This window comes from Streptomyces sp. NPDC055400 (genome assembly GCF_053644375.1).
The window spans coordinates 288141-304757 of record NZ_JBSHLM010000007.1 but is presented as its reverse complement, the minus strand read 5'-3'; the positions used below and the strand labels follow the sequence as shown (position 1 = coordinate 304757).

At 71.2% G+C, this 16617-nt stretch carries 17 protein-coding genes; 8 read left to right on the top strand and 9 right to left on the bottom strand.

The window, feature by feature from the left end; genetic code table 11:
* Positions 1-85: 85 nt before the first annotated feature.
* The 5 genes from ACWIGU_RS20815 to ACWIGU_RS20795 all read right to left on the bottom strand — a co-directional run bounded on the left by ACWIGU_RS20815 (position 86) and on the right by ACWIGU_RS20795 (position 4852).
* The gene (locus tag ACWIGU_RS20815) at positions 86-991 is read right to left on the bottom strand and encodes a chitosanase (RefSeq protein ID WP_454402895.1); all 906 of its coding nucleotides are present in this window, start codon (positions 989-991) and stop codon (positions 86-88) included.
* Positions 992-1058: 67 nt separating this feature from the next.
* Positions 1059-1973: a rhomboid family intramembrane serine protease gene (locus ACWIGU_RS20810; RefSeq protein WP_454402893.1), complete on the bottom strand. Its 915-nt coding sequence runs from the start codon at positions 1971-1973 to the stop codon at positions 1059-1061.
* Between the two features lie 73 nt (positions 1974-2046).
* Positions 2047-2997, bottom strand: a complete 951-nt coding sequence (locus ACWIGU_RS20805) for an alpha/beta hydrolase (protein WP_454402891.1) — start codon at positions 2995-2997, stop codon at positions 2047-2049.
* On the bottom strand, positions 2994-3722 hold the full coding sequence (locus tag ACWIGU_RS20800) for an SDR family NAD(P)-dependent oxidoreductase (RefSeq protein WP_454402889.1): 729 nt from the start codon (positions 3720-3722) through the stop codon (positions 2994-2996). Before ACWIGU_RS20800 ends, ACWIGU_RS20805 begins: the two co-directional genes overlap by 4 nt.
* Positions 3719-4852 carry an LLM class flavin-dependent oxidoreductase gene (locus tag ACWIGU_RS20795; RefSeq protein ID WP_454402887.1) on the bottom strand — a complete coding sequence of 378 codons (1134 nt, stop codon included), beginning with the start codon at positions 4850-4852 and terminating at the stop codon, positions 3719-3721. The genes ACWIGU_RS20800 and ACWIGU_RS20795 overlap by 4 nt, the downstream gene beginning before the upstream one ends.
* Positions 4853-4940: 88 nt before the next feature.
* On the opposite strand from ACWIGU_RS20795, the gene ACWIGU_RS20790 reads away from it, so the two are divergent.
* Positions 4941-5546 (top strand): helix-turn-helix transcriptional regulator, encoded by a 606-nt coding sequence (locus ACWIGU_RS20790; protein ID WP_454402885.1) that lies wholly within the window; start codon positions 4941-4943, stop codon positions 5544-5546.
* On the opposite strand, the gene ACWIGU_RS20785 is transcribed toward ACWIGU_RS20790, so the two are convergent.
* Positions 5471-6022, bottom strand: coding sequence for a flavin reductase family protein (locus ACWIGU_RS20785; RefSeq protein ID WP_454402883.1), 552 nt, complete (start codon positions 6020-6022; stop codon positions 5471-5473). The two genes, ACWIGU_RS20790 and ACWIGU_RS20785, sit on opposite strands and share 76 nt — an antisense overlap.
* A gap of 109 nt (positions 6023-6131) precedes the next feature.
* Between ACWIGU_RS20785 and ACWIGU_RS20780 the strand changes: the two genes are divergently transcribed.
* From ACWIGU_RS20780 to ACWIGU_RS20770, 3 genes are read left to right on the top strand one after another with little or no spacing between them, the layout of a single operon-like run.
* Positions 6132-7697: an AMP-binding protein gene (locus tag ACWIGU_RS20780; protein WP_454402881.1), complete on the top strand. Its 1566-nt coding sequence runs from the start codon at positions 6132-6134 to the stop codon at positions 7695-7697.
* Positions 7694-8731 (top strand): acyl-CoA dehydrogenase family protein, encoded by a 1038-nt coding sequence (locus ACWIGU_RS20775; protein ID WP_454402879.1) that lies wholly within the window; start codon positions 7694-7696, stop codon positions 8729-8731. Before ACWIGU_RS20780 ends, ACWIGU_RS20775 begins: the two co-directional genes overlap by 4 nt.
* Positions 8732-8774: 43 nt before the next feature.
* Positions 8775-9344, top strand: a complete 570-nt coding sequence (locus ACWIGU_RS20770) for a HutD/Ves family protein (protein WP_454402877.1) — start codon at positions 8775-8777, stop codon at positions 9342-9344.
* Positions 9345-9588: 244 nt separating this feature from the next.
* Here ACWIGU_RS20770 and ACWIGU_RS20765 read toward each other — a convergent pair whose 3' ends face one another.
* Genes ACWIGU_RS20765 through ACWIGU_RS20755 form a run of 3 tightly spaced genes read right to left on the bottom strand, consistent with a single transcriptional unit; the run spans position 9589 to position 12673 of the window.
* Entirely contained in the window at positions 9589-10626 is a 1038-nt protein-coding gene (locus tag ACWIGU_RS20765; RefSeq protein ID WP_454402875.1) for an acyl-CoA dehydrogenase family protein, read from the bottom strand.
* Complete coding sequence (locus ACWIGU_RS20760) at positions 10626-11771, bottom strand: acyl-CoA dehydrogenase family protein (RefSeq protein ID WP_454402873.1); 1146 nt, start codon at positions 11769-11771, stop codon at positions 10626-10628. The genes ACWIGU_RS20765 and ACWIGU_RS20760 overlap by 1 nt, the downstream gene beginning before the upstream one ends.
* Positions 11771-12673: an enoyl-CoA hydratase gene (locus ACWIGU_RS20755; protein ID WP_454402871.1), complete on the bottom strand. Its 903-nt coding sequence runs from the start codon at positions 12671-12673 to the stop codon at positions 11771-11773. Before ACWIGU_RS20755 ends, ACWIGU_RS20760 begins: the two co-directional genes overlap by 1 nt.
* 47 nt (positions 12674-12720) lie before the next feature.
* On the opposite strand from ACWIGU_RS20755, the gene ACWIGU_RS20750 reads away from it, so the two are divergent.
* From ACWIGU_RS20750 to ACWIGU_RS20735, 4 genes are read left to right on the top strand one after another with little or no spacing between them, the layout of a single operon-like run.
* Entirely contained in the window at positions 12721-13869 is a 1149-nt protein-coding gene (locus ACWIGU_RS20750; protein ID WP_454402869.1) for an acyl-CoA dehydrogenase family protein, read from the top strand.
* Positions 13866-14651, top strand: coding sequence for an SDR family oxidoreductase (locus ACWIGU_RS20745; RefSeq protein WP_454402867.1), 786 nt, complete (start codon positions 13866-13868; stop codon positions 14649-14651). Before ACWIGU_RS20750 ends, ACWIGU_RS20745 begins: the two co-directional genes overlap by 4 nt.
* 36 nt (positions 14652-14687) lie before the next feature.
* Positions 14688-15308, top strand: a complete 621-nt coding sequence (locus ACWIGU_RS20740; protein ID WP_100592289.1) for a TetR/AcrR family transcriptional regulator — start codon at positions 14688-14690, stop codon at positions 15306-15308.
* Between the two features lie 15 nt (positions 15309-15323).
* Positions 15324-16481 (top strand): acetyl-CoA C-acetyltransferase, encoded by a 1158-nt coding sequence (locus ACWIGU_RS20735; protein WP_454402865.1) that lies wholly within the window; start codon positions 15324-15326, stop codon positions 16479-16481.
* The last annotated feature ends 136 nt before the right edge of the window (positions 16482-16617 follow it).

Sequence of the window (16617 nt, the reverse complement as noted above, 5' to 3'; positions counted from 1 at the left end):
CGGAACTGACATAACGCCCACCCACTGTCCCCGACCGGACGACTGGGTGGGCGTTGTGACGTGTGTGCGCGGCCGCGGGTGCGCCCTAAGGCACTCGGTACGTCTCCCCGTACACCTTCCACACCAGCGGCGTCTTCAGGGTCAGGTTGCCGTCGTACAGGAACTGGCGCTGGGCCGTGTCGATGCGGGTGGTGTCGCGGTCCGGCTTCTTCGCCTTCATCGCCGTGCGGCGCACGTCGAGGAAGATGTCGAGGTACGCCTTCTCCTTGCCGCCCTGCGACGGGGTGTCCGCCTCCCGCATGGCCTTCTCGCGCAGGCCGTAGAAGCCGCCCGGGCCCGTGCCGGGGCCGTGCAGGACCATGGCGTCGTAGTAGATGAACTGGCCGAGCGTGCCCAGGCCGTCGAGCTTGGCGAGGCGGACGGCCGGGTCGAAGTAGACGCGGTCGCGCTCGGAGTTCTGGGCGGCGCGGAAGGCGGGGTCGGACGCCTCCTTCTTCCACGCGGCGGTGAAGCCGGGGTCGAGGCCCTCGTGGGAGTCCGTGCCGTCGACCTTGCGCAGGGCGGGCAGATAGCGGGCGAGGCCGTTGTCCGGGTGGGCCTTCGTGTACCGCTCGACGAGTGTGAGCAGGTCGTGCGTGCCGGTGCAGAAGCCGATGATCCCGGCCGTGTAGCCCTGCCCGTCCTTGATGTCCTCGATGTAGCCGTACTGGCCGCGCCAGTCGAGCGTCGAGTTCTCCGCGCTGGCCACGATCTGCTGGGCGAGGTCCTTCTTCGCGGGCGCGGCGAGGCCGGGCGGCAGGTCGGCGATGGCGTCGTCGTCGGCCTGCTTCTCCGCGGCGGCCTTGGCGGCCGCGGCGTCCTCGGCGGACTGGCGCGACGCGGACGAGCCGTGCGAGCCGCCCTTGCCGTCGTCGTGCCCCGGCGTGAAGAGGAACACCGCGACCGTGGCGACCGGAGCCACGGCCAGCAGTATGCAGCCTGCGCGTTTCATGGGCTCAGATTACGTGGCGGAGCGGCGGACGCAGGAGCAGGAGCGGGCGAAGCAACAGCCCGTCCCTCTACGGCTGTTTGAGGAGCGTCAGCGCCACAAGGAGCACGAGCAGCGCCGCGCACGCCGAGCCCTGCACCAGGGTGCGGCGGGCGCGGGGCGCGTACGCGAGGGCGAGGGTGGCCGCGCCGCCCGTGAGCAGACCGCCCAAGTGGCCCTGCCAGGAGGCGAATCCGGCCGAGATCAGCATCCACAGCAGGAAGTACGCCATGAACCGGTTGACGCCGCTCATGTCCGCGCCCAGACGCCGCGCCATCACGTAGTACGCGGCGCCGAGCCCGAAGATCGCGCCCGACGCACCGACCGTGAGGGTGCCCGGCGCGATCAGGTAGACGAGCACGGAGCTGCCGAACGCGGACAGGAAATAGACGGCGAGATAGCGGACGCGGCCCAGCTGCGTCTCGACGACACGGCCGAGGTTCCACAGCGAGTACATGTTGAACAGGATGTGCAGGATCCCGAAGACGCCCTCGGTGGCCGGCATGTGGAGGAAGGCGCCGGTGATCATCCGGTACCACTCGCCCGCCACCACCCCCTCCGCGTGGAAGTCGGCCGGGAACGCGTCCTGGTACACGTAATGCCCGCCGTCAGGGCCGGCAAGCCCCGCGCCCAGCATCCCGAACCGGTCCACGACGGCCGGGCGCAGCAGCTCGGCGAGGTAGGCCACGATGTTCAGGCCCATCAGGACGTACGTGACGAGCGGGACGGCAAAGACCCGTCCGCCGAAGACCGTGCGGGCCTGGCGGACCGAGCGGACGCCCTCCTTCACGCACTGGGGGCAGTGGTGGCCGACGGCCGCCGACCGCATGCAGTCGGGGCAGATGGGCCGCTCGCAGCGGGTGCAGCTGACGTAGGTCTCCACCTTGGGATGGCGGTAGCAGGTGGTGACCGCGGGGGTGGTGGCGGGCTGGGACTCGGCTTCCACGGCCGGCTCCTCTGTGGTTCGGGGAGGGGGACAGAGCCGGTGGGGACGGCGGCGAACAAAATAGCGAACGCCGTCAGGCCGCGGTGCCCGGGGTGCGGGTCAGCCACGCGGCGGCCCGCGCGAGCGCCGCGTCCGCCTCGGGCAGGTACCCGGCCGCGCCCAGGAACCCGTGGAACACCCCCGGATACAGCGCCACCTCGGCCCGCACTCCCGCCCGCGCGAGCCGCCGCGCGTACGCGAGCCCCTCGTCGCGCAGCGGGTCGCAGTCCGCGAGGAGCACGAGGGCAGGCGGCAGCCCGCCGAGGTCGGGCGCGAGCCCGGGGGACGCGGCGACGGGATCGCCGCCGGCGCCGAGATACTGCTCCCAGTACCAGCGCATATGAGCCGTCGTGTGGAAGAACCCCCGCTCGAACGCCACCGGGGACTCGCCGCCGAGCCGGTGGTCGAGCACCGGGTACAGCAGCAACTGGCCCGCGAGCTTTGGCTCCTCGGGGTCGTTCAGCGCCCGCAGGGCCACGGCCGCGGCCAGGTTCCCGCCGCTGGAGTCCCCGGCGACGAACAGCCGGTCCGGGTCGCACCCCAGCTCCCGCGCGTGCGCGGCGGCCCACCGCGCGACGGCGTACGCGTCGTGACAGGCGGCGGGGAACGGGTGCTCGGGCGCGCGTCGATAGTCGACGGAGACCACCGAAGCGCCGGCCAGTGCGGCGAGTTGACGGCAGAGCCCGTCGTGCGTGTCGAGGTCGCAGAGCACCCATCCGCCGCCGTGCAGGAACACCACGAGCGGGCGCGGGCCGTCGGCCTCGGGTTCGTAGATCCGTACGGGCACGGGGCCGTCGAGTTCCGGCGCGGACACCCGGCGCTCGGTCACCGACCGCATCGGCACGGACGGCTTCCCGAGCCCCGCCCGCGCGGCGGCCCGCAGGGCGTCCGCGTCGAGGGGGCCATCGGCCGGGTCGGGGAACGCGGCCGACATGGCGTCGCACAGGGTTCGCGCCGTCGGGGTGAGGGGATCGTGCGTTGTCATCCGGCCGTCGACCCCCCGTCCACCGTGAACTCCGTGCCGGTGATGTACGAGGAGGCGTCCGACGCCAGGAACAGGACCAGCTCACCGACCTCCTCGGGGCGGCCCATCCGGCCCAGCGGCAGATGCGACCAGTCCTTGCCCGAGACCCCGGCGATCATCGGGGTGTCGATGGCGCCCGGGTGCACCGAGTTGACGCGGATCCCGTACTCCGCCAGATCGAGCGCCGACGACCGGGTCAGGCCGCGCAGGCCGAACTTCGTGGAGCCGTAGGCCGCGTGCCCGGGTATGCCGATGAGTCCCGCGGTCGACGAGACGTTGACGACCGATCCGCCGCCCGCCTCCTTCATCGCGGGCACCACGGCCTGGATGCCGAGGAACGGGCCGAGGAGATTGACGCGGATCAGCTGCTCGAAGTTCTCCAGCGTCTCCCGCTCCACCGGCGCGGTGCGCCACAGCGCCGCGTTGTTGACCAGTGCGTCGATCCGCCCGAAGGCGCCGAGCGTGGCACCGACGACCTCGGCCCAGCTGTCCGGATCGGACACGTCGTGCCGCACGAACAGGCCCTGCCCGCCCAGCGATCGGGCGACCTCGCGCCCCTCCCCTTCACGTATGTCCGTGACCACGACCCGCGCGCCGGCCGCCGCGGCGAGAGCGGCCTCCGCCGCGCCCTGCCCGCGCCCCGCGCCCGTGATGACGACGACCTTGCCATCCAGTGAGACCGTCACTTCGCCTCCGGTGTCCGGAAGTGCGGGATGACCTTCTCGCCCCACTGGCGGATGGTCTCCATGCACGCTTCCTGCGGGACCGTGCCCATCTGGATCAGGCACATCACCTCGTCCACGCCGATCTCGCGGAGCTGTTCGACGTACGAGATCGCGGTGTCCGCGGAGCCGTAGGCGTGCTCCGCGTTGTAGGTGCCGGTGTCGACCGGGCGGGCCGGGATGTTCGCCTCGTGCAGCTTGGCGACGAGTTCCTCGCGGTCCCTGGCCATCGCGGCCACGTGGTCGGCCGTGTCCTCGGACTCCGCGTACGAGGTGGGCGCAGGGGCATTCCCGTACCAGTGCGCGATCGACTCGGCGAAGAAGCGCTGGCCGCGCGTGCCGAGGCGCAGGGCGAGGTCCGCGTCGTCGAGGACGACCGTCGGACAGAGCGCCGAGAGGTGGTCGTTGACCTCGGTGGACACGAAGCGCTCGCCGGTGCGGGTCGCGATGGCCTCGTCGTAGACCTTGCGCATCGTGCGGACGTCGTCGGCGCCGGCGAAGCCCATCACCAGGGCCCCGATGCCGAGTTCGGCCGCGAGCTTGAGGGTGTCGTGCTTGGAGCAGGCCATGAAGAGCGGCGGGTGCGGGGTCTGCACCGGGCGGGGCAGGATCGCGCCGGGCCCGATGTCGATCGAGCCGTGCCACTCGAACTGCTCCTCGCGCCACGCCGAGGAGAAGATCCGCAGGGCTTCCTCCATCTGCGGATACGTGTCCTCGGGGCGGACCCCGTACATCCGCATCTCCTGCTTGGTCGCGCCGCGCCCGGCGCCGATGTCGACGCGGCCGCCGGTCAGCGAGTCGAGCATCGCGGCGCGCTCGGCGACGCGGACGGGATGCTGGTAGCCGAAGGGCATCGTGACGACGCCGTGCCCGATGCGGATCCGGGACGTCCTGGCCGCGACCCAGGTCAGGAAGATCTCGGACGCGCTCATGTGCGCGTACTGGGTGAGGGAGTGGTGCTCGACCGCCCAGATGCGGTCGAAGCCCATCTCCTCGGCGAAGACGGCCTGTTCGACGCAGTCCTTGAGGACCTGGCGCTCGTTCTCTGGCGTCGGGTCGGCGAGCTGAGCCTCGAAGATCATGGAGAACTTCACGGGGTTCCTCCCGAGCGATGTGTTTCTAATAGGAATACTTCTAGCAGGCATACGTAGGCCGGGGGAAGGGGCTACGTAGACTGCGTGCGTGGTGAAGAAGAAGGCGGTAGACGACGCGGCCGGCGCGGAGCGCCCCGCACTCCCGGCGACGAGCTGGGCGGTGCTCGGACTGCTCTCCTTCGGTGAGGAGCTGTCCGGCTACGACCTGAAGAAGTGGTCGGACTGGTCCCTGCGCTTCTTTTACTGGAGCCCGTCGTTCAGCCAGATCTACAGCGAGCTCAAGCGCCTGGAGAAGGCCGGTTACGCGACCTCGCGGATGGTCGCGCAGGAGACGGGCACCCGCGACAAGCGGGTCTACCGGATCACCGACGAGGGCATGGAGGCGGTGCGGACCTGGGCGCGCGAGGCGCCGGTGGACCCGCCCGTCCTCAAGCACGGGCCCATGCTGCGGCTCTGGCTCGGGCATCTGCTCGAAGCCGAGCAGATGCGTGAAGTGCTCGCGCGGCACCGGGAGTTCGCGGAGACGATGCGGGTGCGCGCGGAGGAGGACGTGGAGGGCGCGAAGGCCAGCGAGGCGTGGAGCTACCCGGCGCTCACGCTCAAGTGGGCCGAGCGGTACTACGCGTCCGAACGCGACCTCGCCGACGCCATGCTCGCGGACATCGAGGAGCTGGAGCGCGGCAAGCGCCCGTAGGCGCGCCGGAAGTAGAGCAGCGGCCCCGCGTCGCGGTGCGCGGTCAGTGAGGTGACCCGGCCGAGCGCGATGGCGTGGTCGCCGCCGTCGAGCACGTCGGCGAGTTCGCACTCGATCGTGGCGAGCGCCCCGTCGAGCAGGGGTGCGCCGTTGCCGCCCGGCCGCCAGGGTGTGCCCGCGAACTTGTCGCCGCACGTGACCGCGAAGCGCCGGCACAGCTCGCTCTGGTCCTCGGCGAGGAGGTTGACGGCGAACCGGCCCGCCGCCCTGATCCGTGGCCAGGTCGTCGAGGTGTGCGCCGGGCAGAAGCAGACCAGGGGCGGGTCGAGCGAGACCGACGAGAACGACTGCACGGCCATGCCAGTGGGCCGGCCGTCTCCGTCGAGTGCGGTGATGACCGCGACGCCCGTACAGAAGCCGGCGAGGGCGGACTTCAGGTCCTCGGCCGAGGTGGCGGGGCGGGTGGGGATCGGCATGCGAGGCCTCCAAGGAATGTGCCTACTAGGTATATGCCTAACCGAAACACCTGTGATTGGATACCGCCCACGCTCGCACGTCAAGTACCCCTGATCACAGGGAGGGTTCGTGACCAGCACCACCCCACCGCGCACGCTCGCCCAGCTCCCCGCGTACGCCGCCGCCGCGTACGGCGAGCGGGAGGCACTCGCCGACGGCGAGGTCCGCTGGACCTTCGGCCGGCTGCGCGACGAGATCGCCGCGGCCTCGCGCGCCGCCGTCGCACACGGCATACGCCCCGGCACCCGCGTCGCGATCTGGGCCGCCAACAGCCGCCAGTGGATCCTCGCCGCACTCGGCGCGGTCGGCGCCGGGGCGGTCCTCGTCCCGGTCAACACGCGCTACAAGGCGGCCGAGGCGGCCGACATCATCCGCCGCAGCGGCGCCGAGGTCCTCTACACGGAACGCGGCTTCCTGGGCACCGACTACGTCCACACCTTGACGGCGAGTGGAGAAGACCTGGGCGCCCTGCGCTCCATGGTCGTTCTCCGCGGCGAGGCGCAGGACGACGCCCTCGCCTGGGATGCGTACCTGAAGGCGGGCGAAGGTGTCACGGACACCGAACGCCTGGCCCGCGCCGCCACCGTGGGCCCCGACGACCTCAGCGACATCCTCTACACCTCCGGCACCACCGGCCGCCCCAAGGGCGTGATGACCACGCACGGACAGACGGTCCGTCTCTACGAGGAGTGGTCGCGCCAGGTCACGCTGCGCACCGGAGACCGTTACCTCCTGGTGAACCCGTTCTTCCACACGTTCGGCTACAAGGCGGGCATCGTCGCCTGCCTGCTGCGCGGCGTCACGATGCTGCCGGAGGAGGTCTACGACACGGACCGCGTCCTGGAGCGCATCGCCACCGAACGAGTCACCTGTCTGATGGGCCCGCCCACGATCTTCCACGGCCTGATGAACCACCCCCGGGGAGCGCTACGACTCGCGGGAACGGGCGCCGCCACCATCCCGACGGAACTGGTGGAACGCATCCGCACCGAGCTCGGCGCCCCCGACGTGTTCACGGCGTACGGGCTGACCGAGTCGGGCGGCGTCGTCTCCGTCTGCCCCACGGACGCCGACGCGTGGACGGTCGCGCACACGGTGGGCCGCGCGCTGCCCGGCACCGAGATCCGGATCGCCGCACCGCTGGGAGACGAACTGCCCGCAGGCGAACCGGGCGAGGTACAGGTGCGCGGCTACCACGTGATGCGCGGCTACCTGGACGACGCAACAGCAACCCGAGAGGCAGTCACCCGAGACGGCTGGCTCCGCACGGGCGACATCGGCACGCTCGACGACCGCGGCTTCCTCACCATCACGGACCGGCTCAAGGACATGTACGTAGTCGGCGGCTTCAACGCGTACCCGGCCGAGGTGGAGAACACCCTGCTCGGCCACGAACTGATAGTCGACGCCGCCGTAGTGGGCGCGCCGGACGAACGGCTCGGCGAGGTGGGCGTCGCCTTCATCGTCGTATCCGGACCCGTGGACGCAAGGAAGCTCACCGCGTGGACGCGCGAGCGCCTGGCCAACTTCAAGGTCCCGCGCCGCTTCGTCACCGTCCCGGAGCTCCCGCGCAACGCGGGCGGCAAGCTCCTCAAAGGCGAGCTGCGCAGCAAGGCAAGGGGAGACCGGGGATGAATTTCACCAGGGAACAGGACGAACTGCGCTCCGCCGTACGGGCGGTGCTGACCCACCACGAGGGCGCGACGGCCTGGGCCCCGCTCACGGAGGCCGTCGGCGCGGCGGGCCTAGGGGTGCCGGAGGAGTACGGCGGCGTCGGCGGCGGCACGCTGGAAACACACGTGGTCATGGAGGAACTGGGCCGCACCCTCAGCCCGGTCCCGTACCTGGCCTCAGCCATCCTGGCGACACAGGCGCTGCTCGCGTCCGGCAACGCGCAGGCCTGCGCAGAGCTGCTCCCCAAGCTGGCCGACGGCACCGCGGTAGGGGCGCTGGCCTGGGCGGAGAACGGCAGCTGGGAGCCGGAGGCGATGAACGCCCGGGTCCGGGCGGGCCGACTGACCGGAGTGAAGGAGCACGTCCTGACGGGCCCAGGACGCCCGGACACCCTGCTGGTCCTGGCCCGAGGGGAAGGCGGACTCGGACTGTTCCAAGTCGAGGTCTCCGAAACCGAGTTCACGCTCATGCCCACCATGGACCAGACCCGCCCCCAGGCCCGAGTCACCTTCGACGGGTCCCGAGCCGAAATCCTCGCAGCCGACGGCGAACGTGTCCTGTCCCGAGTGCGGGACCTCACCTGCACAGCGATGGCCGCCGAACAGACAGGCGCCGCAGCCCAGGCACTCGCGGACACCGTCGAGTACGCCAAGAACCGAGTGCAGTTCGGACGGCCCATCGGCTCGTTCCAGGCGGTGAAACACCGCATAGCCGACCTGTACGTCGAACTGGAGGCCGCACGCTCACTCGCCCAGGCCGCCGCACACTCCGACGCGGCACCCCACCTGGCGGCAGCCGCGAAAGCCGCCTGCTCCCGGGCGTACACGAACATCGCCGGCGAGATGATCCAGCTGCACGGCGGCATAGGCATCACCTGGGAACACCGGGCGCACCGCCACCTGAAACGGGCGCACTCCGCCCGCCTGCTCTTCGGCGCCCCGCCAGAACACAGACAACGCCTCGCCGCCGGCTTGGACCTCACCCCAGTGACGTAACCTCGGCACTCCCGCCACACCCCAGCACCATCGGAGCCGCCCCATGCCCGGGACCACTGACAACGGCGTACGGCTGCTGCCCGCAGCGGAGCGGACCGCCGCGGCCTGGAAGAACGGCGGCGGGGTCACCCGCAACATCGCGGCGTCGCCGCCGGACGCGGGGACGGACGAGTTCGTGTGGCGGGTGAGCCTCGCGGACGTAGCGGGCGACGGCCCGTTCTCCGCGTTCCCCGACGTCGACCGAACCCTGACGATGGTCGAGGGCGCCGGCATGGAACTGACGCTCGGCGACGACCGCAGAACCGTGGACGAGTGCTACGCACCGCAGGACTTCCGAGGCGACGTACCCACCGACTGCCACCTCATCGACGGCCCGGTCGTGAACTTCAACGTCATGTGGCGCAGAGGAACCGCACGCCCGTCGGTAGCAGTGGTCCGCGGCCGCCTGACGATCACCGGCAAGGCCCTGGTCGTAGCACTGGACGACGAGGGCGCGGTGGTCGCAGGGCGCGTGCTGGGCCGCTACGACGCCGCGCTGATGAACGCGGCCACCGCCCCCCTGCACGCCATGGGCCGCACGGCCGTGGTCACATTCGCTGAGCCAGCCCCCTGATCATCCGCGGAGAAGACGGGCGCACGCGAGAGGAAGCCCCACCGGCCCGCAGCCGCCCCCCCCGACGGGAGGGGGCGTGGCGGGATGCGCGCGCGGAGCCACGTGAGGGAGCGCTCGGGCCCACGCTCCGATGACCGGAACCCGTAGAACAGCGAGCACGTACATCCCGGCGCGGCCCCGCACCCACGAACGGCGAGGCCGCGAGGCGCACCGAACCGGAACCGACCTGACCCCCGGAGCGCAGTCAGTCGCCAACCCCCTCCGCCCCGACGTCCTTCGCGCCAACTCCCTCCGCCCCAACCCCCGTCGCCCCAACCCCCTCCGCCAGCACCCGAGCCCGGCAAGCCGCAGGCGCCCCCCACGCGTCCCGCAGCGGCCGAGCCTTGCGCAGCCACAGCGACAGGTCCAGCTCCTGTGTGTACCCGATCGCTCCATGGAGCTGAAGCGCAGCCCGCGCCGCCGCGTAGGACGCCTCGCCCGCAGCGACCTTCGCCGCCGCGATGTCCCCGGGCGCGAGCGAGAGCGCCGCCCCGAACACCAGCGGCCGCGCGAACTCCAGCCCCGTGAGCGCGTCCGCGAGCCGGTGCTTCACGGCCTGGAAGGAGCCGATGGGGACGCCGAACTGGGTGCGCTGCGTGACGTATTCGACGGTCCGGTGCAGCAGGGAGAGCCCCACGCCGAGCGACTGCGCGGCGGTGAGAAGCGCGGCGAGATCCACAGCCCGCGCGGCAGCGTCCCGCACCTCCGGCCCCCGCGCGAGCAGCGTCCCACCCTCCACAGCCGGGGCGTAGAGCCGGCGCGCAGGATCGGCGGACGGCAACAGAGGCCCGTAATCGCCGGAGGCAAGCCGCAACTCGTCACCGCGGACAACGAAGACGGCATCGGCGGAATCGGCGTCAAGGACGTACGACGAGTCCAGGCCCAGGGACGCCACCACATCCCCGGAGGCAATCCCGGGAAGCCACTCCTTGCCGACATCGGGCAGGCAGCCCAGCAGCCGGGCAACGGCAGCAGTCTCCACCACGGGCCCGGGCACCCCGTGCCGCCCCAACTCGACATACGAGAGCGCCAGTTCGACGGGCAGGAACCCGGCCCCGTCACAGGCCTCCGGAACGCCGAGCGCAAAGACCCCGGTCCCGCCCAGCCGCGACCACAAGGCCCGCCCGGGCCCGTGATCGCCGGACGACCAGGCCCGGATCACGTCAGGCGTATCCGCCGCGCCCAGCAACCGATCGAGCGTGCGCCCGAACTCGGCCTGCTCCGTGTCGAGGAGGAACCTCATCAGCGCCGTCCCTTCGGCAGGCCGAGCAGCCGCTCGGCGATGATGTCGCGCTGGATCTCATTGGTGCCCGCATAAATGGGCCCGGCGAGCGAGAAGACGTACCCCTCACCCCACCCATCGCGGTCTTCGGCCAACTCGCCGTCAGAGCCGAGCAGATCGAGCGCGGTCTCATGCAGAGCGATGTCGTACTCCGACCAGAACACCTTGTTCAGACTGGACTCGGCCCCGATCGTCTGACCGGCAGCGAACCGCGACGCATTGGCGTACGTGAACAACTGGTACGCCCGCGCCCCGATCAAGGCATCGGCGACGCGATCGCGCATCCCGGCGTCCTCCCCCCGCTCCCCCCACAGCCGTACGAGCCGATCGGCGGCAGCAAGGAAGCGCCCGGGCGACCGGAGCGTGAGCCCCCGCTCGTTCCCCGTGGTCGACATAGCGATACGCCACCCGTTGCCCGGTTCACCGATGACGTCCTCGTCAGGCACGAAGACCCGGTCGAGGAAGAGCTCGGCGAAGGCCGGCTTCCCGTCGAGCCGCCCGATGGGCCGCACGGTCACCCCGGGCGCGCGCAGGTCGAACATCAGGTAGGTCAGCCCCTGATGGGGCCTGGGGGCGTCGGGATCCGTACGGAAGATCCCGAAGGCCCGGTCGGCGAAGGCGGCCCGCGATGACCAGGTCTTCTGCCCGGACAGCAGCCAGCCCCCCTCCGTGCGCACGGCCCTGGACTTGAGGGACGCCAGGTCGGACCCGGCCTCCGGCTCGGACCAGGCCTGCGCCCAGATCGTCTCGCCGCTCGCCATGGAGGGCAGTACCCGGGCCCGCTGCTCGGGTGTGCCGTGGTCGAAGAGGGTCGGCGCGAGCAGGTTGATGCCGTTCTGCGAGACACGCCCAGGGGCGCCCGCGGCGTAGTACTCCTCCTCGAAGAGCAGCCACGAAAAGATGTCGGCGCCCCGCCCCCCGTACTCCTCGGGCCACGACACCACCGACCAGCGCCCGGCGTGAAGCTGCGCCTCCCACGCGCGATGCGCGGCGAACCCTTCCTCGGTCTCGAGCGAAGGCAGCGGCTCGCCCGGAACATGCCCGGCGAGCCACTCACGGGCCTCGGCGCGGAACGCGCCCTCGGCGGGCGTGAAGTCGAGGTCCATCAGGCGTTCGCCTCCTTCATCGCGCGTACGTCCATGCCGCCGAGGGAGTCCTTCGCGGTCTCCGCGTTGTGCGCGTGGGCGAGGTGGTGCAGGCCGAACACGGAGTCCATGCCGGCGTGCAGGCCCTGAAGGTCCTCGGCCTGGTTCACCGCACGCTTGGTGAGGGCGAGCCCGAGCCGCGGCATCTCGGCGACGCGCAGCGCCAGCTCATCGGCCGCCCCCGCGAGTTCGGCGCGAGGGACGACGCGGTTGACCATCCCCACCTCGTACGCCCGCCGGGCGGTCATCCGGTCGCCGGTGAACAGGAACTCCTTGGCGACGCGAGGCGGCATCACCCACGGGTGCGCGAAGTACTCGACGCCGGGGATCCCCATGCGCACGACGGGATCGGCGAAGAACGCGTCGTCGGAGGCCACGATCAGGTCGCAGACCCAGGCGAGCATGAGCCCGCCCGCCACACACGCCCCGTGGACCGAGGCGATCACCGGCTTCGGCAGCTCGCGCCAGCGCCGGCACATGCCGAGGTACACCTCCGACTCGCGGGCGAACCGCGACTCGGCGCCCTGCTTGTCGGAGTGGTCCCACCAGAGCCCGGCCCGCCGCTCGAAGGGCAGATGCGCGTCCCGCTCCGGGGTGCCGATGTCGTGCCCCGCGGAGAAGTGGTCACCCGCGCCGGCGAGGACCACGACCTTGGCGCCGGGGTCGTCGGCGGCGCGGTAGAAAGCGGCGTCCAGGGCGTAGGTCATCGCCGAGTTCTGCGCGTTGCGGTACCGCGGACGGTTCATCGTCACGTACGCGACCGGTCCGCGGCGCTCGTACAGAACCGGCTCAGGCCCCTCGGACGGGACGGGCTCGGGACCCTCGTGCGGGGCGGGTTCAGGACTGTCGTGGGCTGCGGGCATCGGAAACATCCTTCCCTAACAAGTGTTTGGTAGGTTAACGTACGTCCATGAGCAGCGTCGAGGAGTTTCGCGCCGAGATCCGGGCCTGGCTCGCGGACCATCTCGTGGGGGAGTTCGCCGAGTTGAGGGGCCGCGGCGGGCCGGGCCGTGAGCACGAGGCGTTCGAAGGGCGGCTCGCCTGGGAGCGGCACATGGCGGCGCACGGGTGGACCTGCGTCGGCTGGCCCGTCGAGCACGGCGGCCGCGGCGCGAGTCTCGAGGAGCAGATCGCGTTCCACGAGGAGTACGCGCTCGCGGACGCGCCCGCCCGGGTCAACCACATAGGGGAGCAGCTCCTCGGCCCGACGCTCATCGCCTTCGGCACCGAGGGGCAGAAGAAGCGCTTCCTGCCGCCGATCGTCGCCGTCGAGGAGCTGTGGTGCCAGGGCTACAGCGAGCCGGACGCGGGCTCCGACCTGGCGAACGTCCGCACGAGAGGCGCCCTTTCACCCGACGGGTCGCAGTGGATCGTGGACGGGCAGAAGATCTGGACCTCGCTCGCCCATGAGGCCCAGTGGTGCTTCGTCGTGGCCCGCACCGAATTCGGCTCGCGACGGCACGCGGGCCTGTCCTACCTCCTCGTACCCCTGGACCAGCCGGGCGGCCGCGTGGACGTACGCCCCATCGTGCAGCTCACGGGCACCAGCGAGTTCAACGAGGTGTTCTTCGACGGCGCCCGCACCGACGCGTCCCACGTCGTCGGCGAGCCCGGCGACGGCTGGCGGATCGCGATGGCCACCCTCGGCTTCGAGCGCGGCGTCTCCACGCTCGGCCAGCAGGTCGGGTTCCGCCGCGAATGGGACGGACTCGCGGCGCTGGCCAGGAGGAACGGCGCGATCGCCGACCCCCTGATCCGCGACCGGCTCGTCCGGGCCTGGATCGACCTGGAAGCCATGGCGGCCTCCGCGCGGCGCGGCGTCGACCCTTCCGTCGGCAAGCTCCACTGGGCGGCCTGGCACCGCGGCCTCGGCGAGCTCGCCATGGATGTGTGCGGTGCCGCGTCCACGATCGCCGCGGGCGAACCGTACGAACTCGACGACTGGCAGCGGCTGTTCCTCTTCTCCCGCGCCGACACCATCTACGCCGGATCCGACGAGATCCAGAAGAACATCGTCGCCGAGCGCCTGCTCGGCCTGCCCAAGGAGGCGCGGGTATGAGCGCGAAGCCCCAGTACGTGCCGGGCCACGGCCTGCTGAAGGGGCGGACGGCCGTCATCACGGCGGCCGCCGGAGCCGGGATCGGCGGGGCGACGGCACGCAAGTTCCTCGAAGAGGGCGCCTGTGTCCTCATCGGCGACGCGCACGCCCGCAGGCTCAAGGAGAGCGAGCAGGCGCTCGCCGGCGAGTTCGGCGCGGCGAACGTCGCCTCCCTGCCCTGCGATGTCACCGACGAGGAACAGGTCGGCGCCCTGTTCGCGCTGGCCGCCGAAACGCACGGCGGGCTCGACATCGTGGTCAACAACGCGGGTCTCGGCGGTACTTCGGACCTCGTCGACATGACGGACGACCAGTGGTCCCGCGTCCTCGACGTCACCCTGAACGGCACGTTCAGGTGCACGAGAGCCGCCCTGCGCGCCTTCCGCGACACCGGCCGCCACGGCGTCGTCGTGAACAACGCGTCCGTCGTCGGCTGGCGCGCCCAGGCCGGACAGGCCCACTACGCCGCCGCCAAGGCCGGCGTCATGGCGCTCACCCGCTGCGCCGCGATCGAGGCCGCCGCGTACGGAGTCCGGGTCAACGCGGTCTCGCCCAGCCTCGCCATGCACCCCCACCTCGTGAAGGTCACTTCCGCCGAACTCCTCGCCGAACTCACCGAGAAGGAGGCCTTCGGTCGGTACGCGGAACCCTGGGAAGTCGCCAACGTGATCGTGTTCCTGGCGTCCGGCTACTCCTCGTACATGACGGGCGAGACCGTCTCCGTCAGCAGCCAGCATGCGTAGCGCCGCGGGCGCGCCGGTGAGGACGACAATGGACGCGTGCCTACCAAGAAGAAGCCCCAGGTGACCGCCTCGCCCGAGCGCCGCCGCGAACTCCTCGACACCGCGGCCGAGGTCTTCGCCGCCCAGGGGTACAACGCCACCACCGTCCGCAAGATCGCCGACCACGCGGGCATGCTCGCGGGCAGCCTCTACTACCACTTCGACTCCAAGGAGTCGATGCTCGAAGAGATCCTGCGGACCTTCCTCGACGAGCTGTGGCACGGATACGACTCCGTCCTCGACTCCCGCCTCGGCCCCAGGGAAACCCTGGAGGCCCTCGTCACCGAGTCCTTCCGCGAGATCGACCGGCACCGCGCCGCCGTCGCCATCTACCAGAAGGAGTCCAAGCACCTCGCCGTCCAGGAGCGCTTCGAGTTCCTGGCCGCCTCCCAGCGCAAGTTCGAGAAGGCGTGGCTGTCCACCCTGGAGCGCGGCGTCGCCGCCGAGGTGTTCCGCGCCGACCTCGACATCCGGCTCACCTACCGGTTCGTCCGCGACACCGTCTGGGTCGCCGCGTCCTGGTACCGCCCCGGCGGACAGCACAGCCCCGAGGAGATCGCCCGCCAGTACCTCTCGATGGTCCTGGACGGCATCGCCGTACGCGCCACCCAACCCTGAGAAGGGAAACCCGTCATGGCCGAGGCCTACATAGTCGAAGCGGTCCGCACCCCCGTAGGACGGCGCAAGGGAGGCCTCTGCGCCGCCCACCCCGCCGACCTGGGCGCGCACGTCCTCAAGGAGCTCGTCGCCCGCTCCGGGATCGACCCCGCCGCCGTCGAGGACGTCGTCTTCGGCTGCCTCGACACGGTGGGCCCGCAGGCCGGTGACATCGCGCGGACGTCCTGGCTCGCCGCCGGCCTCCCCGAGGAGGTCCCCGGCGTGACCATCGACCGCCAGTGCGGTTCGTCACAGCAGGCCGTGCACTTCGCGGCGCAGGGCGTCCTGTCCGGCACCCAGGACCTCGTCGTCGCCGGCGGCACCCAGAACATGACGCAGATCCCCATCGCCTACGCCTCCCGCCAGGCCGCCGAGCCCCTCGGCCTCACCGACGGCCCGTACGCGGGCAGCGAGGGCTGGCGCGCCCGCTACGGCGACCAGCCGGTGAACCAGTTCCACGGCGCCGAGCTCATCGCCGGCAAGTGGGGCATCACCCGCCGTGACCAGGAGGAGTGGGCCCTGCGCTCCCACGAGCGCGCGATCCGCGCCATCGACGAGGGCCGCTTCGCCCGCGAGACCGCCGCCTACGCAGACGTCACCGTCGACGAGGGCCCCCGCCGCGACACCACCCTGGAGAAGATGGCGGGCCTCAAGCCCGTCGTCGAGGGCGGCACGATCACCGCGGCCTGCTCCTCGCAGGTCTCCGACGGCGCCGCCGCGCTGCTCCTCGCCTCGGAGCGCGCCGTACGCGAGCACGGCCTGACCCCGCGCGCCCGCGTCCACCACCTCTCCGTACGCGGCGAGGATCCCATCCGCATGCTCTCCGCGCCGATCCCCGCGACGGCGTACGCGCTGAAGAAGACCGGCATGTCCATGGACGACATCGACCTCGTCGAGATCAACGAGGCGTTCGCCCCCGTGGTCCTCGCCTGGCTCAAAGAGACGGGCACGGACCCCGAGAAGGTGAACGTGAACGGGGGAGCGATCGCGCTGGGCCACCCCCTCGGCGCGACCGGCGCGAAACTGATGACGACCCTGCTGCACGAGCTGGAGCGCACGGGCGGGCGCTACGGACTGCAGACGATGTGCGAGGGAGGGGGCCAGGCGAACGTCACGATCATCGAGCGTCTCTAGTCCCGTGACGGTCGTGCTAAGGTCGATGACGTTGCAGTTTTGGTACCCATAGACTTTATGTGCGCCTGACGGGAATGTTCCTCAGGCGCATTATTGTTTTCCGGCCGGTCCTCCGGGCCAACTCCGGATGGGGCTC